Here is a 25,225-nt window from a genome sequence, read left to right on the forward strand (position 1 = left end):
AATTGCTTTAATGAGCTTGGCCGCATGCGAGAAAGACCCGGATATGGGGCAGTTGGACAGTGATTTGGTAGTATAGACAAACATTAAACAAAAAGGAGAGATTGATTATGAAAAAGATTTTATCAACTTTAGTCATTTGTGTGGCATTTTTAAGCACTGGTGTGCTTCAAGCCCAAGAAACAGAACGTGAATTGACTCGTGAAGAAAAGAAAGAAATGCAAGCCAAATTGGACAGCTTGCTTTTCGAAGAAGCGAAACAAGCCTTGAATGACAAGGCATTTACTTTAGAAGCCGACAAAGTTGTCTTCAAGTATGGACAGATGGCATATGTCAATTCGAATACAAATTTTGTATCTGTAGATGGTGAAAAGGCGGTTGTACAGGTCGCTTTTAATATTCCAGTCAGTGGACCGAACGGGCTGGGAGGTGTAACGGTAGACGGTTCGGTATCTTCTTATGAAGTGAAAGAAGACAAGAAAGGCAATTTGCGTTTGACCATGAATGTAATGGGAGCGGGAATTTCGGCAAGAGTGGAAATTGGCATGATGAAAGGTTCCAATCAAGCATCGGTTGAAATCTTCCCTAATTTTAATTCGAACCGTTTGACTTTGAATGGTGTTTTGTTACCTTTGCATAAGAGTACAGTATTTAAAGGACGTTCGTTTTGATGGAATGTGATGGATTGGCCAGGAAACTGGCGTGACATTTTTTATGATTTGACTAATTAAATGGAAAGACAGATATGAAAAAGAATTTGTTTATGGCATTCGGTATAATTGCTTTAATGAGCTTGGCCGCATGTGAGAAAGACCCGGATATGGGGCAGTTGGACAGTGATTTGGTAGTATATACCGATCATGACAATAGCGTTGATTTCAGCAAGTATGTTACATATTATTTGCCTGATAGTATTTTGGAGGCAGGTGATATACATGCTTCGTATTGGACCGACAACAATGCACTGGCTATAGTCGGTGAAGTAGAAAATCAGATGAACCGTTTGGGTTACCAGCGTATTACTGATCCGACTCAAAAAGGCAATGCTGATGTAGGTGTACAATTATCGTATGTGTCACAGACCAATACTGTCATTTCCGGCGGTTATTGGGGAGGCTGGTGGGATCCTTTTTACTGGGGAGCCGGCTGGGGCGGATGGTATTATCCTTATCCGGTAAGTTATAGTTATGACACGCAAGCCTTGATTTTAGAGATGGTGGATTTGACAGGACAGGATGCAGACAACAATCAGCGTCAGATTCCTGTAGTATGGTATGCCAGTGCTTCGGGGTTCCAGTTCGGGAGCAACCGTGTGAATATGCAGTTGTTGTTGGATGGTGTGGACCAGGCTTTCAGTCAGTCGGCTTATTTGAGTACCAATAAATAATAAAGGAGGATTAAATTATGAAAACAATGATATTCAGAAGTTTTGCAATAGCTTGTTGTGTAATGCTGTGTGGAGTCGCAAAGGGATATGCTCAATGGGATGCCCGTAAAATGCATTTTACTATCGACTGGCAGGTAAATGCTCCATATTCTACTGATTTTGCAGATAAAATCAGCGGGTGGGGGATGAATTTTGAGGCTACTTATAATGTGGCTCCACGTTGGGCGATAGGAGGCTTTATAAATTTCCACACCAATCATAGGTATGTAGGCAGGCAAACTTTACAACTTTCCCCTACTGAATCGCTGACGACTGACCAGCAACGTTCGGCTTATCAGTTACCTTTTGGACTTACAACTTCGTATAGTATATATAATGGTAAGGTAGTTAAGCCTTATGTAGGTGTGAAACTGGGAGCAGCATATACACGTTATACCACCTATTATGGTACAGGAGGGGTGTATGATAATCCATGGGGATTTTATGCTTCGCCTGAAATCGGTTTGCGCATTTTCCCATTTAAAGGTCATCGTTTAGGTTTTCACATAGCAGGTTATTATAGTTATATGACCAATAAAGCGGAAACCTTAGCCAGTGAAGATATTGATGGACAGAATAATGCCGGTTTCCGGTTGGGTGTGATTTTTTAAAAGGTTCTTTTAAAAGGTCTTGATTTCACATAAAGGGTCATCTCAAAATTTTTAGGGATGACCTTTTATGTGTTTAATTGATTCCTGACAAAATGACATGACTTGGGACTTATTGTAATGTGCGATTGACTGATTCGATGTAATCCAGCAATTCTTGTCTTCCTGTCTTTTTTTCGGATGAAGTAATGAAATAGGGGGGGAGTTCTTCCCATTGCTCTTTCAAGGTATCAAGAAAACGTTCTACATTTTGCTTAGTCTTTCCGGCACTTTGTTTGTCGGATTTGGTAAATACAAGCGCAAAAGGCACGCTGTTCTCACCCAGCCACTCAATGAATTGTAAGTCTATCTTTTGAGGTTCAAGCCGGCTGTCAACCAGTACAAACAGGCATGTCATCTGTATTCGTTCCAATACGTAATGTTGGATGAGGTTCTTGATATTTTCCATTACCTTCTTCCCTCGCTGTGCATAGCCATACCCAGGCAAATCAACCAGGTACCACGAATTGTTGATGAGAAAATGATTAATGAGTAATGTCTTTCCGGGAGTAGACGAAGTCATAGCCAACTTAGAGTGATTGGTCAGCATATTGATGAGGCTGGACTTGCCTACGTTGGAGCGTCCGATAAAAGCATACTCGGGCAGATTTCCATCCGGACACATATCCGCCCGCGAATTACTGACAACGAATTTGGCACTTGTTATTTCCATATTGTTTTTATTGATTGTGTTAGAGATGTTAATATTCCAGACACTCATCCAAATCATGTGTGATTTGTGCTTTATCGAGATGTTGCCCGATGAAAACGAGTTTTATCATGCGGTCTCCATACTTTTCATCCCAGTCACGCATTAACCCAGGCTCTTGCACCATCAGTTTGACCAAGTCTTCTTCGGGTGCGGTGGCATACCATAAGCCTGCTTCGTGCAGTTGCTTTTGTCTTCCTGCCTGTTCGAAAAGATAAGACATGTCGCGGTTATGGCTGAAGTAGCATACCCCTTTCGCACGGATGATGTTTTTCGGCCATTTGGTAGCGATGTAGCGGTCTAACTTATGAATGTCGAAGGCAGGGCGACGGTAATACACGAATGTGCAGATACCGTATTCTTCTGCTTCACCCTCATCGTGGTGGTGATGCTCGTGATGGTGATGATTTTCTTCTTCGTGAAGTCCGTCTTCATCGTGGTGATGTCCTTCGGCAGCTTGTAGGTGAGCTTCGCGTTCTTCTTCTTCGGTCGCAGCTTTTTCAATACCCCGAATCCATCCGGCAGATGTTGCCACACGTTCGAAATTAAACATCTGTGTATTTAGCAACTTATCGAGGTCTGCATTCCCATAGTCGCATTCGATGATTTCGGCAGCAGGCTGAATTGTACGGATTATTTGTTTGATACGGTTTAATTCTTCGGGTTTTACTTCAGAAGCTTTGTTGAGCAGGATGATATTGCAAAATTCGATTTGTTGGATAATCAGGTTTTCAATATCTTCTTCGTCAATGTTTTTGCGTGTCAGGTTATCTCCACAGGCAAATTCGTCTTGCATACGCATGGCATCTACTACCGTTACGATGCAATCCAGCCGGCAAATGCCATATTTTGCATAGGCACCACCTAGTGAAGGTATGGAACAGATGGTTTGTGCGATGGGTTCCGGCTCACAAATGCCACTAGCCTCAATGACGATATAGTCGAATCGCTGGCTTTTCATCAGCTCAAACAACTGTTCTATCAGATTGGTCTTTAGTGTGCAACAGATACATCCGTTTTGCAAGGATACCAGGCTGTCATCTTTTTGATTTACGACACCTCCTTTTTGAATCAGGTCAGCATCAATGTTTATTTCGCCTAAATCATTTACAATGACGGCAAATTTGATACCCCGTTTGTTGGAAAGGATTCGGTTTACTAAAGTGGTTTTTCCGCTGCCCAGATAGCCGGTAAGGAGCAGCACCGGAATTTCTTTTGGTTTCATATGAGATGAGGATTAATAACGGTATTTTGAACGCAAGCCACACAGGCTACACAGAAAATAATTTTCAGAAACTGTTCGGGAATTCTACAAAAAGTTTTTTGGCTTGATGTATTCGTCTTCGTGTGTGCTTTGGGCGTTTTTTGTCTTTTCCGCTTCTTTCTTCGTCAGACAGACCGCAATCTTCCTCATCATAGAAGCAGAAATGTCTCAAAAACTCATCCCAAATCATCGCACGATAAATTCACAACAGTTTCTCAATTGAAAAGACTGTGTCGTCTGTGGGTGCTGTGATGGTATCAGCAAAAGCGTATTTATTCGAATAAGCTTCTGAATTTCTTGAATATTTTTTCTTTCAAGGTCATGTTGGGCTTGAAACTTTCCGATTCCTGCCATTTTTCCAACGCTTGGCGTTCTTCTTTGTTCAGCTTTTCAGGAATATATACACTGACATTTACCAGTAAGTCTCCCGTACCTGTATTGTATCCGTAACTGTTAATTGTAGGGAGCCCTTTGCCTCGCAGGCGTAAAACTTTACCCGGTTGAGTGCCTGGCTCTATTTTGATTTTTGCCTTGCCATCGATAGTGGGGATTTCTACCGTGCCTCCCAATGCCGCTGTAGGCACGCTTAGCAAGAGGTTGTAGATGAGGTCGCTTTCATCACGGATTAGTTCGGGATGTTTTTCTTCTTCGATCAAGACCAGCAAATCACCCGGTACACCGTTATGTTTCCCGGCATTTCCTTTACCGTTGATAGTGACCTGCATACCTTCGGCTACGCCTGCCGGTATCTTTACCGTTACGATTTCTTCGCCGTAGACAATGCCTTCTCCGTCACATTCTTTGCATTTGTTCTTGATAATTTTGCCTTCACCTCCACATTGTGGGCACACAGACTGGGTCTGCATTATGCCGAAAATGCTTTGCTGGGTACGGGTGACACTGCCTGTTCCGCGACAGGTAGGACAAGTTTCCACGCCTCCTGTGCCTTCAGCTCCAGTTCCGTGGCAATGACTACATTGAACGTATTTTTTCAGTTTGAATTTTTTTTCTACTCCTGTAGAAATTTCTTTCAAACTGAGTTTTACTTTTACTCGCAAGTCGGAACCTCTGTATCGGCGTTGGCGTGGCTGGGCACTTCCACCACCGACTCCTCCGAATCCTCCTCGTCCGCCGAAGATATCACCGAACATAGAGAATATATCATCCATTGACATTCCGCCTGCGCCGAATCCTCCGAATCCTCCTCCGCCGGCAGCTCCGTCTACGCCTGCAAAGCCGTATTGGTCATAGCGTGCACGTTTGTCCGGATTGCTTAGGACTTCATACGCTTCTGCTGCTTCTTTAAATTTTTCTTCGGCTTCCTTGTCGCCGGGGTTTCTGTCCGGATGATATTGGATTGCTTTCTTCCGGTAGGCTTTCTTTATTTCATCTGCCGAGGCCGACTTGTCGACCCCTAATACTTCATAGTAGTCTCTTTTTGCCATATCAACAAATCTTTTTTATATTATTGTGCAACAACAACTTTCGCGTGGCGGATTACTTTGTCGTTCAGTTTATATCCGGTTTGTACACAGTCCAGCACTTTTCCTTTCTGCTCTTCATTGGGGGCAGGGACCAATGCGACAGCCTCGTGATAGTCTGTGTCAAAAGCTTCGCCTATTGGTTCCATTTTCTGAAGTCCTTCTTGCTCCAGCACTTTGTGGAACTTTTGCGAAATCAATTCGATACCTTGGCGGATGGCATCCAAATCTTCTGTCTTTGCTGCATTTTGCAAGGCACGCTCCATGTCATCAAGAATCGGGAGTATGGCACTGATGGTTTTTTCTCCTCCATTCTTGATTAATTCAGCTTTCTCTTTCATCGTGCGTTTCCGATAGTTGTCGAATTCGGCAGACAGACGCAAGTATTTGTCTTTTTGCTCCTCGATGGTTTTTGTGGCTGTTTCCAGTTCTTTTTGCAATTTTGCTTCACCGGCCAATTCTTGTTCGTCTTCTTTCTTATTGGGTTCTTGCTTGTTTTCAGATGTTGTCTCAGTTTGTTCGCCTGAAGGCTGTTCGGCCTGGCCTTGTTTGATTTCTTCTTCGTTATGATTATTTGTACTCATAATTATATAATGTTTTGTTTGTTCTGAAAAATGGCGCTACAAAATCCGTGCCTGAATGGCTGGCATGCGAAAAACAGGTGCAAAAGTAATGAATTTTTGCCATACTGGCAGGCTTTCTGTATTTCATTTGCCTTTTTTTCTTATCTTTGTGCCCACATAAGTTTAATATAGGTATAGTAAAAAGATGATAACAGTTTCAAACGTAGCCGTTCAATTTGGTAAAAGAGTGTTGTACAACGATGTGAATATCAAGTTTACCAATGGAAATATTTATGGTGTCATTGGTGCCAATGGCGCTGGAAAATCCACATTTTTGAAAGTCATTTCAGGAGAACTGGACCCTACGAAGGGAAGTGTAACTTTAGGGCCTGGCGAGCGTCTTTCAGTATTGAGCCAAGACCATTTTAAGTATGACACGCATACCGTACTCGACACGGTACTGATGGGGCATACGGTATTGTGGGATATCATGAAGCAGCGTGAAGCATTATATGCCAAGGCTGATTTTTCGGACGAAGATGGGCTGAAGGCAGCTGAACTGGAGGAGAAATTTGCAGAGTTGGAAGGATGGAATGCTGAAAGCGATGCGGCGATTTTATTGAGCGGATTGGGCATTAAGGAAGACAAGCATTATGTTCTGATGGGTGACTTGAGTGGAAAAGAAAAGGTACGTGTGATGCTGGCACAGGCTTTGTTCGGTAATCCGGATAACTTATTGCTTGATGAGCCGACCAACGATTTGGATATGGATACAGTGACATGGCTGGAGAATTATTTGGCCGATTTCGAGCATACGGTTTTGGTGGTGAGTCACGACCGCCACTTTCTTGATTCGGTATGTACACATACGGTAGATATTGATTTCGGGAAAGTGAACCTTTTTGCAGGGAACTACAGTTTTTGGTATGAATCCAGTCAGCTTGCTTTACGCCAACAGCAGAATCAGAAGGCAAAAGCGGAAGAGAAACGTAAGGAACTGGAGGAATTTATACGCCGTTTTTCTGCCAATGTGGCAAAATCAAAACAGACCACCAGCCGTAAGAAAATGCTGGAAAAACTGAATGTGGACGAAATCAAGCCTTCTTCGCGTAAATATCCGGGCATCATCTTTACTATGGATCGTGAACCGGGAAACCAGATACTGGAAGTGTCAGGGTTGCGTGCTACCACTGAAGACGGCACAGTGTTGTTTAACGATGTAAACTTTACGGTGGAGAAGGGGGACAAGATTGTGTTTTTGAGCCGGGACCCACGTGCAATGACGGCTTTATTCGAAATTATCAACGGCAATCGCAAGCCTCAGGCAGGACATTATAACTGGGGGGTGACGATTACCACAGCCTATCTTCCATTGGATAATACCAGTTATTTTAATAGCGATCTGAATCTGGTGGATTGGTTAAGCCAATATGGCGAAGGAAACGAAGTGTATATGAAAAGTTTCTTAGGCCGCATGCTCTTTTCTGGAGAAGAAGTGTTGAAAAAAGTCAATGTACTTTCGGGAGGCGAGAAAATGCGTTGCATGATTGCGCGTATGCAACTTCGCAACGCCAATTGCCTGATATTAGATACGCCTACTAACCATCTTGACTTGGAGTCGATTCAGGCATTTAACAATAACCTGAAGATTTATAAAGGAAATATCCTCTTTGCCTCGCACGACCATGAGTTTATCGAGACCGTGGCGAACCGTATCATTGAGCTTACGCCAAACGGTATCATTGACAAGATGATGGAGTATGACGAATATATTGCGTCCGACCATATTAAGGCGATGCGGGCAAGAATGTACGGGGGTGAAGATTAAAGAAACTGTTTTGGATTTATCGTACGCTGATTTGGGTTGACTTTTGAGAGTCTCTCCCGACCTTCCTTTATGAGGAGGCTGGGAGAGGCTGTGATGAGGAAGATAGCGGATTGTTTGGCAAATAACAGAAGCGGAAAGGCAGATAAAGTCCATCAAAAGTTAGATGCCTTAAAAAAATAGATGCCAAAAAAATAGATGTGTTTGCTTTTGGGAAAAAAAGATTGCCAAAAATTTGCAGGTTACAAAATAAACCATTACCTTTGCATCGGTTTTGAAAAAATGACCATTCGGGGTGTAGCGCAGTCCGGTTAGCGCACCTGCTTTGGGAGCAGGGGGTCGTGGGTTCGAATCCCGCTACCCCGACTTGAGTCCTGATTTCGTTGGAAATCAGGACTTTTTTATTTGGTAAATGTCTGTAGAAAAATTGAATATTTGTTCATAAATGTTTTTCTCTGTAACTTCATGTAGATTTAGAGTTTCTGAATCAGAATTTCATCACAATCTTCATAGAAGGTTGCAGCGATGCCATTGAGAAATTCAGAACGGTTTCTCTGTATCTCACTTTTTTGTATTATCTTTGTGCCGCAATAAATATATTTATATTAGACATGGAAAATAAATACATCACTGTATCATACCGCCTTTACGCAATGAACGGCGGAGAAAAAGAACTTATCGAAGAAGCACCTGCCGCACATCCGTTCCAGTTTATTTCTGGAATCGGATATACGCTTGACCGTTTCGAAAAAGAAATCACTGCCTTGGAAAAGGGGGCCGACTTCAGTTTCACCATCCCTTGTGCCGAAGCATACGGCGAGCGTGATGAGGATAATGTGCGCCAGGTATCGAAGGCGATGTTCTGCGATCCCGATGGGAATTTTGATAGCGAGAATATTTATCCGGGCAATATCATCATGCTGAACGACAACGAAGGGCATCGCTTCTATGCCAACGTGGGCGAAATTACCGATGATAAGGTAGTAATCGACTTGAACCATCCTCACGCCGGTAAAGACCTGATGTTCGAGGGTAAGATTATTGAGATGCGTCCTGCCACGAATAAAGAAATCGAAGAAATCGTGAACGCCATGAGCGGAGGATGCGGAGGACATTGCGAAGGTTGTGGCGGAGGATGCGGTGAAGAAGGGCATCATCACCACGATGAAGATGGGTGTTGTGGAGGCGGATGCGGACATTGTCATTAATAGTTTTTGAGTTTCACCACAAATTAGAAGCTGTTTTGAATTTATCGTGCGATGATTTGGGATGAGTTTTTGAGGCATTTTCGCTTTTGTGATGAGGAAGATAGCGGGCTATCTGACGAAGAACAGGAGCGAAAAAGACCAAAAAATCGCCCAAAGCACACACGAAAACGTATACATCAAGACAAGAAAAACTTTTTGGAGAAATTCAAAACAGCTTCTTAATTTGTCATGCTGGACGAAGTGAAGCATTCCGGATGCATACACATGATGTCCACGAGATTCTTTGCCGATGCTACCAATGACGAATTTACAATTTGTCATAATCGAATGGGTTTTCCGCAGGAAATAGGCACTCAGCATGACAAAAGGAGAAAATGAAAATCTGTGAGTGCCTGTGTGCTGACAAACTCAAAAAACTTAAAAACTCAAAAACTTAAAAACTCAAATGATTCTGATAGCCGACAGTGGAGCAACGAAGACTGACTGGTGTTATGATACCATCGGTGGGGCTTACATGCAAGTGCAGACCGAAGGTATCAATCCGTTCCATCAGTCTGCTGAATATATCCGCCATATTCTCGAAGACCAGTTGGTACCCCGATGCACAGTACTTGCAGATACATGTACGGGTATTTTCTTCTATGGTGCCGGATGTCTGCCATCCGTATCGGCTCCTGTCACCGAAGCGCTGCAAGACCTTTTCCCTAAGGCGCACATTGAGGTAGAAACGGATTTGTTGGGAGCTGCACGCGCTTTGTGTCAACACCGTCCGGGCATTGCTTGTATTTTGGGTACCGGCTCTAACTCGTGCTTGTACGATGGAGAGCGTATCACCCAAAATATTTCCCCTTTAGGTTATATTCTGGGCGATGAAGGAAGCGGGGCTTACTTGGGCAAGCATTTTGTAGCAGATTGCCTTAAGAGCCAACTTCCCCTGAAGCTTCGCGATGCCTTGTTGGACACGTTGCGCCTCGACCCGCAAGGTATCATTGAACGCGTGTATCGTCATCCTCAGGCCAACCGCTTTCTGGCAAGTCTTGCACCGTTTATCCATGCGCACAAAAACGACCCGGAGGTGCATACTTTCCTACTTCAACATTTCGGAGAGTTCTTCCGGCGTAACGTTCTGCTTTACTCCAGACGCCTGCCTGTTTCGTTTGTAGGCTCTATAGCCTGGCATTTCCGTGCTGAGATAGAGGAAGCAGCTGCCTGTTGCGGCTTGTGCACCGGCACATTTCTACAAAACCCTATCAAAAAGTTGGTGGAATATCATTCCTCCTGAGAAACTGTTTTTAGAAGCTGTTTAAACTTTGCTTAGAAGCTGTTTTGAATTTATCGTGTGATGATTTGGGATGAGTTTTTGAGGCATTTTCGCTTCTGTGATGAGGAAGATAGCGGGCTATCTGACGAAGAACAGGAGCGAAAAGGACCAAAAAATCGCCCAAAGCACACACGAAAAAGGATACATCAAGCCAAGAAAAACTTTTTGGAGAAATTCAAAACAGCTTCTTAGGTTTATTTTGCAAATTGTATTCGTTGGATAGCCCGCTATCATTCTCATAAAATCGAGAAAACATCCTCGAAAACAGTTCTTTCTTATCTTCTTAGCATCAATGTCTTGAAAGGAGTGGGGTATGGGGTCTCAAACTCCATCCATTCGTGTGTTACTGGATGGTAAAAACACAATTTAAAGGCATGAAGAGCCAATCTTTCTAACGGATTCATTTCGCATCCATAACGTTCGTCTCCTACAACGGGATGCCCTAATGATTGCATGTGTACGCGAATCTGATTTTTCCGCCCCGTTTCCAGTTGCAATTCCAATAACGAAAAGCCATTGGCACGCTTGATGGTGTGATAATGAGTCACCGAATATTTGCCTCCGTCATCTGTCGGAGAGGAGCTTACGTATAGCTTACGGTCGGTAAGCCAAGAACATACCGTGCCTTCATCTTGTTCCATCTCTCCTTGTACAATTGCTACATAGCGGCGGTCGCGCACAAGGTCGTGCCAGTTATCACGTAATGTATGCTGCGTTTTTTCATCTTTGGCATACATCATAATACCTGATGTTTCCCTATCCAGACGGTGGACGACATAAATCCGGTTCCCTTTATGAATCCGTTTTACATACTCATTTAATATATGTTGTGCCGTCCGCTCTTTTTGACGTTCTGTAGCAACCGAGAGTAATCCTTCTTTTTTTTCGACAACGATGATGTATGCATCTTCATACAAAATCTTCAGCATCGGATGATGGAATTCGTGTTTGTGCTTTTCCCGGCTGATTTGCACACACATGCCCGGTTGCAACGGATAATTGTAAAGCGTCTGAATCGTATTGTCCACCAATACCACCCGGTTAGTCAATAAAGCTTTAACCCGTGTGCGGCTTATTCCTGCCATTTTCTTCATCAGGAATTCCATCAATCCGGCAGGTTCGGTTACCCGGTAAGTTGTATATTTCGAAGTAGCATGCGCCTTAATAGGCTTGTTTGTCTTAAAGTCTTTTATTGCCACGTCTATTATTTTTTAATGAATTTTCTTTTCTAACAATACCACATTTTCCACATGATGCGTATGTGGAAACATATCTACCGGCTGGACTGCCTTTACTTTATATTTCACATCGAGTAACTGCAAATCGCGGGCTTGTGTAGCCGGATTGCAACTCACATAAACGATGCGTTCCGGTTCTGCCGCCAATATCACCTGAATGACATCGCCATGCATGCCTGCCCGAGGCGGGTCGGTAATGATCACATCGGGCCGTCCATGCGTGCGGATAAAATCTTCGGTCAGGATATCTTTCATATCGCCTGCATAAAACAAGGTATTCTTTATGCCGTTCAATTCTGAATTGACTTTGGCATCCTCTATCGCTTCGGGCACATATTCGATTCCTATTACCTTTTTAGCCTGACGGGAAACGAAATTAGCGATGGTTCCGGTTCCGGTATACAAATCATATACCAGCTCATTGCCCGTTAATCCGGCAAAGTCACGGGCTACCTTATATAAATTATAAGCTTGTTCTGAATTGGTCTGATAGAATGACTTGGGACCTACCTTGAACCGAAGCCCTTCCATCTCTTCGAAAATATGGTCTTTCCCTTTGAATACGCATACATCCAAATCGCCGATTGTATCGTTGCATTTGTTATTGACCACATATAATAAGGAGGTGATTTGAGGGAACTTGTCCGCTACAAATTGAAGGAGTTCCTTCATTTTCTCCAATTCCTCGTCATTCACAATCTTGCATTGCAACAAGACCATCAACTCTCCGGTAGAAGAAGTGCGTACCATCATATTGCGCAACATGCCTTCTTGCGTGCGCAGGTTGAAAAAAGCATACTGATGTTCGTACGCATAGTCGCGGATAGCGTTGCGGATTTGATTGGAAATATCATCCTGGAGCCAGCATTTCTCGATGGCAAGTACTTTGTCGAACGCACCGGGGATATGAAAACCCACTGCATTCATCTGCTCGTATTTCACATCCTGCTTCACTTCTTCTTCGGTCAGCCAACGCTTGTTCGAGAATGTGAATTCCAGCTTATTGCGATAATACATCGTCTTTTCCGAACCGATGATGGGGCTGATTTCCGGCAATTCGATTTTCCCGATGCGGGTCAGGTTGTCATACACTTGCTTTTGCTTGTACCGAATCTGGTCGGCATACGCCAGACATTGCCACTTGCATCCGCCACACACACCGTAATGCTCGCAAAACGGCTCTACACGCATCGGAGACTTTTCGTGCAACTTTACGGCTACAGCTTCCGCATAATGGTTTTTCTTCCGCTTGACTTGCAAATCGACAACATCGCCCGGCACTACGTATGGCACAAAGATGACCAAATCATTCACCTTGGCAACAGCTTTTCCCTCTGCCGCCACATCCGTTATCGTTACCTTTTCCAGTAAAGGAAGTTCTTTCTTCTTTCTTGTCACGTCGTTTTTCTAATAAATCAAGTTTGCGTGCAAAGGTAAGCATTTTCCTTCATATTCCGGAAAGATTTTAAAGGAAGTCCGAATTTATCCGCATTTATTTTTCACATCCCTGCATAATTTCCCCCAAACTCTTGACAACCGCCTTCCCGGATGGTATCATTGCGAGACGCAGCCGGTTGCGGAAGCCCGCGGATACAGGTGCGGAGGCAAGCGCATATAGGTGCATACGTTGCAAGATTATTAATCTTCAGGCCGCAAGATTATTAATCTTACAAGCAGAAGATTATTAATCTTACAAGCAGAAGATTATTAATCTTACACCAGACGAAGCTATCTATATGGCCAGCCAATCATAATGGTATGAAAAAGCCTGAGAGCCGCTTTTGGCAAGTCTGTTTGTCAAAACATGCCCAAAAACACCTTATTTGTATTTGATATGTTGCAAATTTTCCATAGCTTTGCAGACACTCTACTTATGAGAAACATAATAACCTAATAAATCTTACCAAAAGAAATGGAAACAAAAAGAGTTTACACCTTCGGAAACGGACATGCCGAAGGAAAAGCAGACATGAGAAACCTGCTGGGCGGTAAAGGCGCTAACCTTGCTGAAATGAACCTGATTGGCGTACCTGTTCCTCCCGGTTTCACCATTACTACAGAAGTTTGTAACGAATATTTCGAAAAAGGCAAAGACGATGTAGTAGCTCTGTTGAAAGATGACGTCGAAAAGTCTATTGCGGGAGTCGAAACACTCATGAAATCAAAGTTCGGTGATGTAGAAAATCCGTTGCTCGTATCTGTACGTTCGGGTGCACGCGCGTCTATGCCGGGCATGATGGACACTATCCTGAACTTGGGATTGAATGACGAAGTGGTTGCCGGATTGGCACGCAAGACAGGCAACGAACGTTTCGCATGGGATTCATACCGCCGTTTCGTGCAGATGTATGGCGATGTTGTATTGGGCATGAAGCCTGCCAATAAAGATGATATCGACCCGTTCGAGGCGATTATCGAAGACGTGAAGAAGAAGAAAGGGGTCCGCTTGGACAATGAACTGGAAGTGGACGACCTGAAAGAACTGGTAAAACGCTTCAAGGAAGCTGTTAAGACTCAAACCGGTAAAGAATTCCCTGCCAATGCTTACGAACAATTGTGGGGAGCTATCTGTGCCGTATTTGATTCGTGGATGAACGAACGTGCTATCCTTTACCGGAAAATGGAAGGCATACCGGCTGAATGGGGTACTGCCGTAAACGTACAGGCAATGGTATTCGGAAACATGGGCGACACGTCTGCTACCGGCGTTTGCTTCTCTCGTGATGCCGCTACAGGCGAAGACCTCTTCAACGGTGAATACCTGATTAACGCCCAAGGCGAAGACGTAGTGGCAGGTATCCGCACGCCGCAACAGATTACTAAAATCGGTTCTCAACGCTGGGCGCAACTGCAAGGCATTTCAGAAGAAGAACGTGCCAGCAAATATCCTTCGATGGAAGAGGCCATGCCGGAAATCTATAAAGAACTTGACGAGCTGCAGACCAAACTGGAAAACCACTATCATGACATGCAGGATATGGAATTCACAGTACAGGAAGGAAAACTTTGGTTCTTGCAGACCCGTAACGGAAAGCGTACAGGTGCTGCCATGGTGCGTATCGCCATGGAGATGCTGGAACAGGGCTTAATCGATGAAAAGACAGCTGTCTTGCGTTGCGAACCGAATAAGTTGGATGAACTGCTTCACCCTGTATTCGATAAAGAAGAACTCCGTAACGCTAAGGTCTTGACTCGCGGACTTCCCGCTTCTCCGGGTGCTGCTACAGGTCAAATTGTATTCTTTGCAGAAGATGCGGCTAAATGGCGTGCCGATGGTCATCGGGTGGTTATGGTACGTATCGAAACTTCTCCCGAAGACTTGGCTGGAATGACCGTTGCTGAAGGTATCTTGACCGCACGTGGCGGTATGACTTCACATGCTGCCGTAGTGGCTCGCGGTATGGGTAAATGCTGTGTGTCGGGTGCAGGAGCTATCAATGTAGACTATAAAGCCCGCACGGTAGAAATCGATGGCGTCGTGCTGAAAGAAGGTGACTATATTTCCTTGAACGGTAGTACAGGCGAAGTTTATCAGGGCGAGGTGCCTACCAAGGCAGCTGAAGTATCAGGAAACTTTGCAAAACTGATGGACTTGTGTAACAAATATACCCGCTTGCAGGTACGTACCAATGCGGATACTCCCCACGATGCGGAAGTAGCCCGTAAGTTTGGTGCCGTAGGTATCGGACTTTGCCGTACGGAACACATGTTCTTTGACAATCAGAAGATTATCGCTATGCGTGAAATGATTCTGGCACCGGATGAAGAAGGACGCAAGAAGGCACTTGCTAAGTTGTTGCCTTACCAGAAGAATGACTTCAAGGGCATATTCAAAGCAATGGACGGTTATCCTGTAAATGTACGTTTGCTCGACCCGCCTTTGCATGAATTCGTTCCGCACGACCAGAAAGGCCAGGAGGAAATGGCGAAAGCGATGGGTGTTACGGTAGATTATATCCACCAGCGTGTAGAAAGCCTGTGCGAGCACAACCCGATGTTAGGTCATCGCGGATGCCGCTTGGGAAATACTTATCCCGAAATTACCGAAATGCAGACGGAGGCTATTTTGGGTGCCGCTTGTGAGCTGAAGAAAGAAGGTTACGACCCGCATCCTGAAATCATGGTTCCGTTGATTGGTATCTTGTACGAATTCGAAGCACAGGAAAACATCATCCGCGCTACGGCTAAAAGAGTTTTCGAACAAGAAGGTATAGAAGTTCCGTTCAAGGTAGGTACGATGATTGAAATTCCACGTGCGGCTCTGACCGCTAACCGCATCGCTTCGCATGCTGAATATTTCTCATTTGGAACGAATGACTTGACGCAGATGACATTTGGCTATTCGCGCGATGATATCGCTTCCTTCTTACCGGTTTATTTGGAGAAGAAGATTCTGAAAGTAGATCCGTTCCAGGTACTTGACCAGAACGGTGTAGGCCAGCTTATCCAAATGGCAGTAGAGAAAGGCCGTTCAGTACGTCCTGATTTGAAATGCGGTATCTGTGGCGAACATGGAGGCGAGCCTTCATCAGTGAAGTTCTGCGATAAAGTAGGATTGAACTATGTCAGCTGTTCTCCATTCCGCGTGCCTATCGCACGTTTGGCTGCGGCGCAGGCTGCTATTGAGAGATAAAGCAAGATAACTAACTATTGGTAAGATAGGCGGCAGGTGTGGGAAAAACCACCTTGCCGCCTATCATCGTTAGTGGGGTATGTACAATCTGATATGCTTTTTAGCGTATAGTATCGATATCGAAAGTTTTTTATAGTCAAAAGTGGGTAATTGGGCAGCAGATAAAAATGTATCCACATTACTAAGGCTAACGACAAAAAGGAAAACATGTCTATTCAAAAGACGTGTAATACCCTTATGTGTTACAAGGAATATTTCAGCGAACATTCGGACATGGATTTGGATGCATTCTTAGGCTTCATCCTTAACAATGTTGTAATGATATACATTTCTGCAGACTCATTCCATAGAGTCACCCATTGGATATTCCAAGCCTCAAAAGGATACAACAATCTCATACATGGCACAACAGAAAGCAATGTATGCTAATGCTTATGAACGTTGGACTGATGAAGATGACCAAAGATTGTTGTACCTTTATTCTCAAGGGAAAAAGATATCTGAACTTATGCAAATATTTGCCAGAAATAAAGGTGCCATCAAATCGAGAATCTTAAAACTGACAGGAAAAGAATTTTACAATTAAATATAAAGCTATAATTATTGAATACCGGAATTTAGTAACGGATTCTTTATGTCAATAGTCCATTAAAAATTCAACATATCGGCTAAGCGGCTTCTGCCACTATGCCAAATAGTTCTTTGATAAGTTTAGTATTAAAAGTTCTGTTCGGTTTCAGACCGGACTTGCTAAAAATTCTTTTGAGCATGTAAATATTACCCAAATAGCCATGCATAAAGTCATCAGCGACTCACTGGCCAGTGATTTCCGCACGTTTATGGCGAAGAATTTCTCACGTTACCGCACGGTCAACCTCTATTGGGAGGCCAAGTGGGCACACGACTACACGTTCAGCCTCGACGGACAGGAGGTGGAGAAGATGCGCAAGAAAAACTTGCATACCCTGAAGGTTTCTACCATGATTCCGTTGCTGAAGTTGAGAAAGGTCTCGCTTTACGCCAACCTGGCATACAGCCGCTACCAATTTACCGTGTACGACAGACAGACCGGACAGTCGTCAGAGGTCTTTCAGCAATCGGCTTATGACTATTATGAGGGAGGGCTAAATGGGTCGTATTATTTCGGGCTATTCAACAAACCCATGATTGTCTCAGCCGCGTTGTCCGTGGACGGGTGGAACAAAGGGTTCGGCATGTTCGATGGGACGTTCTCCGCCGTCATGCTGCTGAAGAATACCGAGCGCACCAGCTTCAGCCTGGGCGTTATGGCGCGGACGCTGTTCAGCAGTATGCCCGTCATGCCCGTCGTCACGTGGTGGCACCGCTTCCGCAATCCGCGCCTCAGCGTAGACATCACCATGCCCAGTCAGTTCTACCTGCGTTACGAACTGGAGAAACAGCGCATCTCAGCCGGAGCCTCGATGAGCAGCGAAAACTTCTACCTGCGCACCACGCTGGAAGACGCCCCGTCCACGGCCTACTATTCCGACGCCGTGCTGAAACCTGAGATTCATTATGAGTACATCCTCAACCACCGTCTCTACTTTTCCGTCCATGCAGGCGTGTCAATGGTAATGAAAAGCGGACTGTATAAGAAGAACCGAAAGGGCATCAATGTGAAAGACGAGGAAGGTAAGACTGAGGTGGAGCCGGTGGTGAAACAGGACCGTTCGCCGATACCATTCTTAAATGTGGTGGTGTCGTACAGTTTGTTCAAGTGATTTCCCTCCTATGCGCTTGGATATTGGTCACAAATCCATTATCTTTGCAAAGTCCAATCAATAAAGGAGATATAACAATGAGAGCAACTATTTCGTTAGACAGCCTTTGGCAAACCATTCAAAGCTTATCGCTCAACAATCAGGAGTGGCTGCTGGACAAGCTGCAAGAAAACATCCGTGAACAAAAGGAAGCAGAAACGGAATATATCAGCAAGGAAGAAATCCTGGCAGGCATTGATGCAGGGCTGAAAGAAATGAAACTGATGAAAGAAGGCAAGTTGCAAGCCAAGTCTTTTGATGAATTTCTGGAGGAACTGAAACATGAAGCCTAAAATTCTGCCTCTGCCGACATTTATGAGAGAGACTAAACGTCTGCTTAAACGTTACCGTTCTCTCTGGAAAGATTTGGAGGGCTTACAAGAAGAACTTCTTGCCAATCCTACCCTCGGCACAGACTTGGGCAGGGGACTCCGCAAGGTCAGGATGCGTATCTCCTCCAAAGGAAAAGGGAAGAGCGGCGGAGCACGGGTCATTACGTTCACCGTCATTGCCAGCGTAGACGAGACCACCATCAACCTCCTCTACATTTATGATAAGTCCGAACGAGAAAACATCTCACCAAAAGAAATTGATATGTTGCTAATTGCCAACGGATTCATCGCCCAACCATAGTCTGTCATTCTTGCATTGGATGGCAAGGCTATGAATCCGTCGGCAAGTCGGACTAAGCCATTTGTTATAATTTTTCCTTCAGCACCTCAAACAGCTCATCCCTTGTGAACTGCTTGCAGCAGCCGGGCATCAGCAGGCAGGTGTCGGCAGCGGCACACAGGACTGTCTCGTCCGTGATGCCCATCTCGCTCCAGCGGGTGGGCAAGCCGATTTCCCGAATAAAGGATTCAAGGGCATCAATGCCGAGAGCGGCGGTCTGGTCTGTCGTATCGCCTTTCACGTTCCATACCCGTTCTGCCATGCGTGCCAACTTCTCCTTGCCCTCACTTAAAAGGTGGCGGTAGAAGGTGGGGTGAATGACGGCCAGTCCCTGCCCGTGGTTACAGTCGGTGTAGGCTCCTACGGCATGTTCCAGCATGTGACATTGGAAATCGGTCTGCTTACCCAGTTTCAGCAGGCTGTTTTCGGCGAGGGCGGAGTCCCACATCAGTTCGCCGCGAGCAAAGTCATCATCGGGATTGGCAATGAGGGCACGCAGGTTCTTGATGACGTTGCGCATTACTGCCTCGTTGATTTCGTCGGAGAGATTGTCTCCATGCGGACGGCCCATATAGGTCTCCATGCAATGGCTCAGCGTGTCGAAAGCTCCGCTGACGACTTGTTTCATCGGCAAAGTCTTTGTCAGGTCGCTGTCGAGTATGGCGAAAGAATGGTAAGCACCGACAAGCGGCTGCTTCAGTTTCTTCGCGGTATGGGTGATGACCGCTCCGTTGTTCTGCTCGGCTCCCGTGCCCGATGCGGTGACTACGGCTCCCATCGGCACAAACTCCGTGGGAAACTGATGCCGCGTGTACTGCATGTCCCAGATGTCTTCGTCCAGTCGTGCCTGTGCCGATACTATCTTACAGCAGTCGATGACCGACCCGCCGCCTACGGCCAGGATGAAGTCGATGCCGTATTTGCGCACCAGTTGCGCTCCTTCCTGCACCTTGTCGTAGGTGGGATTGGGCAGGATGCCGCCGAAGTCCACCACGTTCTTGCCGCACTCGTGCAGCCATTCCATCAGCGTTTCATACAACCCTGTGCGTTTCAGCGAGCCGCCGCCGTAAGCCAGCAGCACGTTCTTGCCTACTTGTTTCATTTCTTCTTTGATTGCGCTCTCAGCGCACCCTTTGCCGAAGTGTTGTCGGACGGGGTATTGATAAGTGAATTTGTTCATATCTTTCAGATTTAATTGATACGGCAAAGTTACGCCAATCCGACTTCCCGGTCCATACATGGATTACGGATTGAAGCACCAATATCAACGAAAGTTTCACTCTTCTTTACTTTTTATAGGCGAACCGCTGAACACGTCGCTCATTTGCATGGCATCAAGAGCAGCATCTATATTCTTTATTTCTTCGGAAGAGAGGCGGATGTCTGCCGCCCCGATGTTCTCTTTCAACCTGCACAATTTACGGGTGCCGGGAATGGGGACTATCCACGGCTTTTTGCACAGCATCCAGGCGAGAGAGATTTGAGCGGGAGTAGCGTGTTTCTGCTCAGCCAGCTTATCAAGGAGAGCGAACAGAGTCTTGTTCTGCCCGAAGCTTTCCTTCTGGAACTGGGGCATGGAAGCACGGTAATCGTTGACTGCATCGAAACGGTCGTTTTCCGTATAATACCGGGAGAGCAAACCGTTGGCAAGTGGGGAGAATGCTACAAAGCCGATGCCCAGTTCTTTTGATTTTTATTATATGAATATCCTCAATTTCCCCAATAGGGAATAAGAAGCGTTTTATGGTAAACTTCCGCCTTCAAGTATCCTTGCTTCTATGACCAAGTATTATTGGATACTCAGCCATTTATCCTTGCTTCTATCGCGGTTGAAGCATAGTTTCATTTGGAAGGGAGTAATTGGGCAAAATGCGGATATTCATTTTTTATTATATTGCTGCAAAAGTACGGTAGTTAGGGGGAAGCCTCGTTATAAGAATTACGGTAGGGCATACCTATATTTCCGTTTTTGTCCGATAAATAGTATATTTGCAAAGGAAATAAAAGAATGAGGATATGGCAGAAGCGGAAAATATTATCATAAAGGATACCCTTGACGGACTGGGTACGGATGCTTACAGCAATTATCTGGCCCATGCCCTTTGCCTGGCAGGCAGTTGCCGGCTGAAATATAACGGCGAGGAACGTGAGTTACAGGCAGGCGACCTGATGATTGTCCGTAAGGGCAAGCTGGTGGAACGCATTCGCCCGGCAGACGATTTTCGGGTAAAGGTGATATACGTTACTTCTGAATTCATCGTGCTGTCCACACCGCTTAGCAACTATGGCATGAAAGGCCAGCTGGCTCTGTTCCGCAATCCCATCATGAAGTTGGATGCCAAACAATGGGAATTGTGCCGCCGGGATTTCGAGATGGTGGAAGAGCGGCTGGCGCAGACCGACCACCATTTCCGTCGCGACTTGCTGATAGCCTCCGTACAGATGCTTATCATCGACTTCTTCGATTTCCATTCCCATCTTTACGGTGTGGATAATATCCCGCTGCAAAGTGCCACCATCATGAGCCGCTTCCTCAATATGCTGGAGAATGGGACATACCGTGAACACCGTGAAGTGAACTGGTATGCCGACAAGCTGTGCGTCACGCCCAAATACTTGTCCGAAGTCTCCCGCAAGATAAGCGGTTATGCCGCCAACTATTGGATAAACCGCTACACCGTGCTCGACATTTCCCGCCTGCTTCGTGACAAGTCGCTGACTTTCGTGCGTATTTCCGACCTGTTCGGTTTCTCATCGCCTGCCTATTTCAGCCGTTACGTGCAGCAGCATCTGGGGGTAAGCCCGACGGAGTATAGAGGGTGATATTCTTTCCCTTGTTAAGTAACTATAACCGCTTATAAAGAAAGAGATAGACATTAAATAGGATATATATGGAACAACAATTTTGTCAAAGTTGCGGCATGCCCCTGAACGATGCGAACAGAGGGACCCATGCCGATGGAAGCCGCAGCGAGGATTATTGCATGTATTGTTACAAGAACGGCACGTTTACCCAGGATTTCACGATGGGACAAATGATAGAGTTCTGCCTGCAATTCTTAGACCAATGGAATGCACAGGCTGGATGTAACCTAACTCCCATACAGGCCAAAGAACAGATGCTTCAATACTTTCCGCGCCTGAAACGGTGGAAAGAAAAAGATGAACGGACACTGACGGAAAAAGCAACCCATTTGCTTGCCCAATGCGAGAACGTGACGGTCGCTTCCGTTGATGCCAACGGTTATCCTCGGCCTGTGCAGATGTCCAAGATTGGAGCCAAGGGTTTCCATGAGGTATGGATGGCGACAAGTGCCGACTCTGTAAAGGTCAATGATTTTAAGGCGAACAACAAGGCGGGTCTTTGCTATGACCATTACGGAGACGGGGTTGCCCTACGCGGAACGGTAGAGGTTATCACGGACGATGCCATCCGCAAGGAAATGTGGCAAGACTGGTTTGCCTATCATTTCCCCGGCGGACCGAACGACCCGAATTATGTGCTTCTTCATTTCGTTGGCAAGGAAGCCACTTTCTGGATTAACGGCGAATTTTCTCACTCTAACATCTGATATTTATGGAACTATCAGATTGGTTCAAAGGATTTGAGAAAGGCATAGCCCGCCTCTCGCCGGAGCAACGGAGTGCCTTCTTCTCGAAATGTGGCAAGAACTGCGTGGACGGCGGCACGCTTTCCATTTACAGAAAACCCTATGAGGATGCTGGAGGGGACATGGATGTCTTCTTTCAGCTGGCGAATGGATTGCCGGGAGTAAAAGGCGAGGTCGTAGAGAAAGGCAAAGTCTATTACCTTACCTTCCTGGAATGTACTTGCCATTTGTGCAAGAAAGGCTATGTCACAACGCCTATGCTCTGTGAATGTTCCCGTCAGAGTGTCCTCTACTCTCTGCAAAGCCTTTGGAAAGGGCGGGATTTTCAGGTGAAACTCTGCCATTCCATTTTACAAGGCGAACCGAATTGCAAGATGAGGATTGAAGTAGTAACGGGCTGACCGATGCCGTCCGCTTCAGGGAAGAAAATCGATAAAACCTCAGTCCGGACTTGAGCCTATCTCAGTGCCAGACTGAGGTAGGCTCTGTTCCGGACTAAGGTACGTTAACATATACCTTCATTATCTCCGACAACGCCAATCCGCCCCGATAACCGCTGTCCGAGGCTCGGATAGCACTAATCCTACAGGATAAGTGCCGTCCGAGGCTTGGATAATCCGTAAAAAAGGCACAAGCATCCGTAATCCTTGTATGGAATAGCTCGACATTCCGCCGTATCTTTGTCCCTATAGAAAACCGATTAAACAAAGACGAACATGGAAACAATCAAACTGAGCAACGGCGTGGAAATGCCGCTATTGGGCTACGGGGTGTTCAAGGTAGCCCCGCAGGAATGTGAACGGTGCGTCAGCGACGCGCTGAACGTGGGTTATCGCCTGATTGACACGGCGCAGGCCTACTTCAACGAGGAAGGCGTGGGGAACGCCATCAGCAAGAGCAGTGTCCCCCGGCAGGATATTTTCCTGGTGACGAAAGTATGGATATCGAATGCCGGCGAGGAGAAGGCGGCGGCAAGCATTGACGAGAGCCTGCGCAAGCTGAAGACCGACTACATCGACCTGCTGCTCATCCATCAGGCATACGGCGACGTGTTCGGTTCGTGGAGGGCGATGGAGAAAGCTTACCGCGCAGGCAAGGTGCGTGCCATCGGGGTAAGCAACTTCCAGGCGGGACGTTTCTTTGACTTCGCCCACTATGTGGACATCAAGCCGATGGTGAACCAGTTGCAATGCAATCCGCTCGTCCAGCAACAGGGCATCGAGCCGATTCTCGCGGAACACGACACGAAGATGATGGCATGGGGACCGCTCGGCGGCGAGGGTGCCGAAGGAGTGGTAAAGAACGAACTGCTCGCCTCCATCGGCAAAGGCTACGGGAAGACCGCCGCACAGGTGGCTCTGCGCTGGCTCACGCAGCGGGGCATCGTCGCTATCCCCAAGAGCACGCATGTGGAGCGTATGCGCCAGAACTTGGACATCTTCGACTTCACGCTGACCGATGAGGAAATGAAACGTATCGCTACGCTAAACAGTCACGATGCGGGGACGGTGAACTTCGGCGACCCGCAGTTTGTGAAATTCCTGATTGAGACATACGGGTAAAACAGGGTAGGGTACATAATAAGCGACAACGGGAGACATGGCAACTTGCATGTTTCCCGTTGTTGTTTATTAGCCAACCGGTCTTTCCTCTTTCGCCGGACTTACAGCCTTGCCCCCCAAACCATCTTCTCCACATCCTCCAGCGTGGCGTTGAAGAAACGCTTCTCCTTGTTGAGCGAGCGCATCTGCTGCATCTCGTCGTCGGTCAACTGGAAGTCGAAGATTTGGATGTTCTCCTTGATGTAGTCGGGATTCGATGCACCGGGGATGACGGAGAAGCCTTCCTGGATGTGCCAGCGCAGGATGACCTGTGCCGGAGTCTTGCCGTGGGCTTCGGCAATCTTCTTTATCACAGGGTCTTTGAACAAGGCACCGTTGCTCATGGCACCGCCCAACGGGAACCAACATTCCACCTGGATGCCTTCCGCAGCGGCTTTCTTGCGCATCTCCACACGTTGGGCGTAGGGGTGGCATTCCATCTGGAGCACTTGGGGCTTGATGGTCGCTGCCTGCATAATCGTGTTCCATACTTCGTCGTTGGCATCGAAGTTGCTGATGCCGAGGGCGCGCACCTTGCCCATCTTCACTGCCTTTTCCATGTCTTTCCAGGCTCCCACGAAGTCGCCTACGGGCTGGTGGACGTAGAGCAGGTCGATGTAGTCCAGTTGCATACGGTCGAGCATTTCATCGATGGCTTTCAATGTCTTGCCCTCGCCGTATTCCGTGGGCCAAAGCTTGCTGGTAATCCAGATTTCCTCGCGGGGGATGCCGCTTTCCTTGACGGCACGGCCTACACCTGCCTCGTCCTGATAGGCATGGGCGGTGTCGATGTGGCGGTAGCCGGCTTTCAATGCAGTGAGGCACGACTGTTCGCACACTTCGTCGCTGGGCTGGAGGAACGTGCCGATGCCGAACCGGGGCATCTCCACGCCGTTGTTCAACTTGACCACGGGCACGCCTGCCGTCGTCGTTTTCTCTTGCGCATAGGTAGCGCATACGCCGCCCCATAGCATCAGGGCGGACAACAGAAGATTCTTCAGTAGTTTCATACGTTCATTCTTTATGATTCGGATGTAAAGGTAGGGAATATGCCTCTGAACAGGCTTATAGAAAATTCGGGAGGATATGCCGGTTTTGCGGATAATTGCTATACTCCTGTCAACGAAAAGCCCCTGCAAACTCCTCGTGGCTTGCAGGGGCTCTTCTCAATTTTAGAAGCTGTTTTGAATTTCTCCAAAAAGTTTTTCTTGGCTTGATGTATCTGTTTTCGTGTGTGCTTTGGGCGAT

Annotated in this window: 27 protein-coding genes and 1 tRNA gene; 18 read left to right on the forward strand and 10 right to left on the reverse strand. The window is 46.3% G+C overall.

What is annotated here, in order from left to right; all coding sequences use genetic code 11:
- The first annotated feature begins 107 nt into the window (after window positions 1-107).
- From H9625_RS07125 to H9625_RS07135, 3 genes are all read left to right on the forward strand, one after another.
- Window positions 108-668 carry a DUF4251 domain-containing protein gene (locus tag H9625_RS07125; RefSeq protein ID WP_022039414.1) on the forward strand — a complete coding sequence of 187 codons (561 nt, stop codon included), beginning with the start codon at window positions 108-110 and terminating at the stop codon, window positions 666-668.
- Window positions 669-742: 74 nt separating this feature from the next.
- Window positions 743-1,384, forward strand: a complete 642-nt coding sequence (locus tag H9625_RS07130) for a DUF4136 domain-containing protein (RefSeq protein ID WP_022039415.1) — start codon at window positions 743-745, stop codon at window positions 1,382-1,384.
- Between the two features lie 17 nt (window positions 1,385-1,401).
- Window positions 1,402-2,034 (forward strand): outer membrane beta-barrel protein, encoded by a 633-nt coding sequence (locus H9625_RS07135; protein ID WP_087208129.1) that lies wholly within the window; start codon window positions 1,402-1,404, stop codon window positions 2,032-2,034.
- A gap of 109 nt (window positions 2,035-2,143) precedes the next feature.
- Here H9625_RS07135 and yihA read toward each other — a convergent pair whose 3' ends face one another.
- The 5 genes from yihA to H9625_RS07160 form a co-directional block, all read right to left on the reverse strand.
- Window positions 2,144-2,743, reverse strand: a complete 600-nt coding sequence (gene yihA, locus H9625_RS07140; RefSeq protein WP_087398297.1) for a ribosome biogenesis GTP-binding protein YihA/YsxC — start codon at window positions 2,741-2,743, stop codon at window positions 2,144-2,146.
- Window positions 2,744-2,771: 28 nt separating this feature from the next.
- Window positions 2,772-4,004, reverse strand: a complete 1,233-nt coding sequence (locus H9625_RS07145) for a CobW family GTP-binding protein (RefSeq protein ID WP_191763649.1) — start codon at window positions 4,002-4,004, stop codon at window positions 2,772-2,774.
- A 64-nt stretch (window positions 4,005-4,068) separates the two neighbouring features.
- On the reverse strand, window positions 4,069-4,233 hold the full coding sequence (locus H9625_RS07150) for a hypothetical protein (RefSeq protein ID WP_158098037.1): 165 nt from the start codon (window positions 4,231-4,233) through the stop codon (window positions 4,069-4,071).
- Window positions 4,234-4,315: 82 nt separating this feature from the next.
- Entirely contained in the window at window positions 4,316-5,488 is a 1,173-nt protein-coding gene (gene dnaJ, locus H9625_RS07155) for a molecular chaperone DnaJ (protein WP_191763651.1), read from the reverse strand.
- 20 nt (window positions 5,489-5,508) lie between these two features.
- Window positions 5,509-6,108 carry a nucleotide exchange factor GrpE gene (locus H9625_RS07160; protein WP_191763653.1) on the reverse strand — a complete coding sequence of 200 codons (600 nt, stop codon included), beginning with the start codon at window positions 6,106-6,108 and terminating at the stop codon, window positions 5,509-5,511.
- Window positions 6,109-6,292: 184 nt separating this feature from the next.
- Between H9625_RS07160 and H9625_RS07165 the strand changes: the two genes are divergently transcribed.
- The 6 genes from H9625_RS07165 (at window position 6,293) to H9625_RS07190 (ending at window position 10,633) form a co-directional block, all read left to right on the forward strand.
- Window positions 6,293-7,915, forward strand: coding sequence for an ABC-F family ATP-binding cassette domain-containing protein (locus H9625_RS07165; protein ID WP_087208120.1), 1,623 nt, complete (start codon window positions 6,293-6,295; stop codon window positions 7,913-7,915).
- A gap of 288 nt (window positions 7,916-8,203) precedes the next feature.
- Window positions 8,204-8,278, forward strand: a tRNA-Pro gene (locus tag H9625_RS07170).
- Window positions 8,279-8,523: 245 nt separating this feature from the next.
- Complete coding sequence (locus H9625_RS07175; RefSeq protein WP_022040108.1) at window positions 8,524-9,120, forward strand: FKBP-type peptidyl-prolyl cis-trans isomerase; 597 nt, start codon at window positions 8,524-8,526, stop codon at window positions 9,118-9,120.
- Window positions 9,121-9,171: 51 nt separating this feature from the next.
- On the forward strand, window positions 9,172-9,342 hold the full coding sequence (locus H9625_RS07180; RefSeq protein WP_191763655.1) for a hypothetical protein: 171 nt from the start codon (window positions 9,172-9,174) through the stop codon (window positions 9,340-9,342).
- 223 nt (window positions 9,343-9,565) lie between these two features.
- Entirely contained in the window at window positions 9,566-10,402 is an 837-nt protein-coding gene (locus tag H9625_RS07185; protein ID WP_191763657.1) for an ATPase, read from the forward strand.
- Window positions 10,403-10,462: 60 nt separating this feature from the next.
- Window positions 10,463-10,633 carry a hypothetical protein gene (locus H9625_RS07190; RefSeq protein ID WP_158098033.1) on the forward strand — a complete coding sequence of 57 codons (171 nt, stop codon included), beginning with the start codon at window positions 10,463-10,465 and terminating at the stop codon, window positions 10,631-10,633.
- An 83-nt stretch (window positions 10,634-10,716) separates the two neighbouring features.
- Here the strand turns inward: H9625_RS07190 and H9625_RS07195 are convergent, their stop codons facing one another.
- Together H9625_RS07195 and rlmD are read right to left on the reverse strand one after the other, a co-directional pair.
- A complete protein-coding gene (locus tag H9625_RS07195; RefSeq protein WP_087407154.1) occupies window positions 10,717-11,640 on the reverse strand; it encodes an RluA family pseudouridine synthase in 924 nt (307 codons plus the stop codon).
- Window positions 11,641-11,652: 12 nt separating this feature from the next.
- The gene (rlmD, locus tag H9625_RS07200) at window positions 11,653-13,077 is read right to left on the reverse strand and encodes a 23S rRNA (uracil(1939)-C(5))-methyltransferase RlmD (protein WP_022040111.1); all 1,425 of its coding nucleotides are present in this window, start codon (window positions 13,075-13,077) and stop codon (window positions 11,653-11,655) included.
- A 514-nt stretch (window positions 13,078-13,591) separates the two neighbouring features.
- Between rlmD and ppdK the strand changes: the two genes are divergently transcribed.
- From ppdK to H9625_RS07225, 5 genes are all read left to right on the forward strand, one after another.
- Window positions 13,592-16,312: a pyruvate, phosphate dikinase gene (gene ppdK / locus H9625_RS07205; protein WP_022040112.1), complete on the forward strand. Its 2,721-nt coding sequence runs from the start codon at window positions 13,592-13,594 to the stop codon at window positions 16,310-16,312.
- Between the two features lie 400 nt (window positions 16,313-16,712).
- Complete coding sequence (locus tag H9625_RS07210; protein WP_022040114.1) at window positions 16,713-16,898, forward strand: hypothetical protein; 186 nt, start codon at window positions 16,713-16,715, stop codon at window positions 16,896-16,898.
- 205 nt (window positions 16,899-17,103) lie between these two features.
- Window positions 17,104-18,054: a hypothetical protein gene (locus H9625_RS07215; protein ID WP_191763659.1), complete on the forward strand. Its 951-nt coding sequence runs from the start codon at window positions 17,104-17,106 to the stop codon at window positions 18,052-18,054.
- Window positions 18,055-18,131: 77 nt separating this feature from the next.
- The gene (locus H9625_RS07220) at window positions 18,132-18,386 is read left to right on the forward strand and encodes a surface protein (RefSeq protein ID WP_191763661.1); all 255 of its coding nucleotides are present in this window, start codon (window positions 18,132-18,134) and stop codon (window positions 18,384-18,386) included.
- The gene (locus H9625_RS07225; RefSeq protein WP_191763663.1) at window positions 18,376-18,726 is read left to right on the forward strand and encodes a type II toxin-antitoxin system RelE/ParE family toxin; all 351 of its coding nucleotides are present in this window, start codon (window positions 18,376-18,378) and stop codon (window positions 18,724-18,726) included. The genes H9625_RS07220 and H9625_RS07225 overlap by 11 nt, the downstream gene beginning before the upstream one ends.
- Window positions 18,727-18,790: 64 nt before the next feature.
- Here H9625_RS07225 and H9625_RS07230 read toward each other — a convergent pair whose 3' ends face one another.
- Window positions 18,791-19,945 carry an iron-containing alcohol dehydrogenase gene (locus tag H9625_RS07230; protein WP_191763665.1) on the reverse strand — a complete coding sequence of 385 codons (1,155 nt, stop codon included), beginning with the start codon at window positions 19,943-19,945 and terminating at the stop codon, window positions 18,791-18,793.
- A 96-nt stretch (window positions 19,946-20,041) separates the two neighbouring features.
- The gene (locus H9625_RS07235) at window positions 20,042-20,404 is read right to left on the reverse strand and encodes an aldo/keto reductase (RefSeq protein ID WP_449428982.1); all 363 of its coding nucleotides are present in this window, start codon (window positions 20,402-20,404) and stop codon (window positions 20,042-20,044) included.
- 377 nt (window positions 20,405-20,781) lie between these two features.
- On the opposite strand from H9625_RS07235, the gene H9625_RS07240 reads away from it, so the two are divergent.
- The 4 genes from H9625_RS07240 to H9625_RS07255 all read left to right on the forward strand — a co-directional run bounded on the left by H9625_RS07240 (window position 20,782) and on the right by H9625_RS07255 (window position 23,938).
- A complete protein-coding gene (locus H9625_RS07240; protein ID WP_191763667.1) occupies window positions 20,782-21,588 on the forward strand; it encodes an AraC family transcriptional regulator in 807 nt (268 codons plus the stop codon).
- Window positions 21,589-21,656: 68 nt separating this feature from the next.
- The gene (locus H9625_RS07245; RefSeq protein ID WP_191763669.1) at window positions 21,657-22,337 is read left to right on the forward strand and encodes a zinc ribbon domain-containing protein; all 681 of its coding nucleotides are present in this window, start codon (window positions 21,657-21,659) and stop codon (window positions 22,335-22,337) included.
- A gap of 5 nt (window positions 22,338-22,342) precedes the next feature.
- A complete protein-coding gene (locus H9625_RS07250; RefSeq protein WP_191763671.1) occupies window positions 22,343-22,777 on the forward strand; it encodes a hypothetical protein in 435 nt (144 codons plus the stop codon).
- A 315-nt stretch (window positions 22,778-23,092) separates the two neighbouring features.
- A complete protein-coding gene (locus H9625_RS07255) occupies window positions 23,093-23,938 on the forward strand; it encodes an aldo/keto reductase (protein ID WP_191763673.1) in 846 nt (281 codons plus the stop codon).
- 101 nt (window positions 23,939-24,039) lie between these two features.
- On the opposite strand, the gene H9625_RS07260 is transcribed toward H9625_RS07255, so the two are convergent.
- Window positions 24,040-24,987 carry an aldo/keto reductase gene (locus H9625_RS07260; RefSeq protein WP_225226330.1) on the reverse strand — a complete coding sequence of 316 codons (948 nt, stop codon included), beginning with the start codon at window positions 24,985-24,987 and terminating at the stop codon, window positions 24,040-24,042.
- Between the last annotated feature and the right edge of the window lie 238 nt (window positions 24,988-25,225).

This window comes from Phocaeicola intestinalis, from assembly GCF_014837065.1.
GTDB classification, from domain to species: domain Bacteria; phylum Bacteroidota; class Bacteroidia; order Bacteroidales; family Bacteroidaceae; genus Phocaeicola; species Phocaeicola intestinalis.

Coding starts and splice junctions, on each gene's coding strand:
- H9625_RS07125 (WP_022039414.1), top strand. CDS start 108: ATGAAAAAGATTTTATCAACTTTAGTCATTTGTGTGGCATTTTTAAGC.
- H9625_RS07130 (WP_022039415.1), top strand. CDS start 743: ATGAAAAAGAATTTGTTTATGGCATTCGGTATAATTGCTTTAATGAGC.
- H9625_RS07135 (WP_087208129.1), top strand. CDS start 1,402: ATGAAAACAATGATATTCAGAAGTTTTGCAATAGCTTGTTGTGTAATG.
- yihA (WP_087398297.1), bottom strand. CDS start 2,743: ATGGAAATAACAAGTGCCAAATTCGTTGTCAGTAATTCGCGGGCGGAT.
- H9625_RS07145 (WP_191763649.1), bottom strand. CDS start 4,004: ATGAAACCAAAAGAAATTCCGGTGCTGCTCCTTACCGGCTATCTGGGC.
- H9625_RS07150 (WP_158098037.1), bottom strand. CDS start 4,233: ATGATTTGGGATGAGTTTTTGAGACATTTCTGCTTCTATGATGAGGAA.
- dnaJ (WP_191763651.1), bottom strand. CDS start 5,488: ATGGCAAAAAGAGACTACTATGAAGTATTAGGGGTCGACAAGTCGGCC.
- H9625_RS07160 (WP_191763653.1), bottom strand. CDS start 6,108: ATGAGTACAAATAATCATAACGAAGAAGAAATCAAACAAGGCCAGGCC.
- H9625_RS07165 (WP_087208120.1), top strand. CDS start 6,293: ATGATAACAGTTTCAAACGTAGCCGTTCAATTTGGTAAAAGAGTGTTG.
- H9625_RS07175 (WP_022040108.1), top strand. CDS start 8,524: ATGGAAAATAAATACATCACTGTATCATACCGCCTTTACGCAATGAAC.
- H9625_RS07180 (WP_191763655.1), top strand. CDS start 9,172: ATGATTTGGGATGAGTTTTTGAGGCATTTTCGCTTTTGTGATGAGGAA.
- H9625_RS07185 (WP_191763657.1), top strand. CDS start 9,566: ATGATTCTGATAGCCGACAGTGGAGCAACGAAGACTGACTGGTGTTAT.
- H9625_RS07190 (WP_158098033.1), top strand. CDS start 10,463: ATGATTTGGGATGAGTTTTTGAGGCATTTTCGCTTCTGTGATGAGGAA.
- ppdK (WP_022040112.1), top strand. CDS start 13,592: ATGGAAACAAAAAGAGTTTACACCTTCGGAAACGGACATGCCGAAGGA.
- H9625_RS07210 (WP_022040114.1), top strand. CDS start 16,713: ATGGCACAACAGAAAGCAATGTATGCTAATGCTTATGAACGTTGGACT.
- H9625_RS07215 (WP_191763659.1), top strand. CDS start 17,104: ATGCATAAAGTCATCAGCGACTCACTGGCCAGTGATTTCCGCACGTTT.
- H9625_RS07220 (WP_191763661.1), top strand. CDS start 18,132: ATGAGAGCAACTATTTCGTTAGACAGCCTTTGGCAAACCATTCAAAGC.
- H9625_RS07225 (WP_191763663.1), top strand. CDS start 18,376: ATGAAGCCTAAAATTCTGCCTCTGCCGACATTTATGAGAGAGACTAAA.
- H9625_RS07230 (WP_191763665.1), bottom strand. CDS start 19,945: ATGAACAAATTCACTTATCAATACCCCGTCCGACAACACTTCGGCAAA.
- H9625_RS07240 (WP_191763667.1), top strand. CDS start 20,782: ATGGCAGAAGCGGAAAATATTATCATAAAGGATACCCTTGACGGACTG.
- H9625_RS07245 (WP_191763669.1), top strand. CDS start 21,657: ATGGAACAACAATTTTGTCAAAGTTGCGGCATGCCCCTGAACGATGCG.
- H9625_RS07250 (WP_191763671.1), top strand. CDS start 22,343: ATGGAACTATCAGATTGGTTCAAAGGATTTGAGAAAGGCATAGCCCGC.
- H9625_RS07255 (WP_191763673.1), top strand. CDS start 23,093: ATGGAAACAATCAAACTGAGCAACGGCGTGGAAATGCCGCTATTGGGC.
- H9625_RS07260 (WP_225226330.1), bottom strand. CDS start 24,987: ATGAAACTACTGAAGAATCTTCTGTTGTCCGCCCTGATGCTATGGGGC.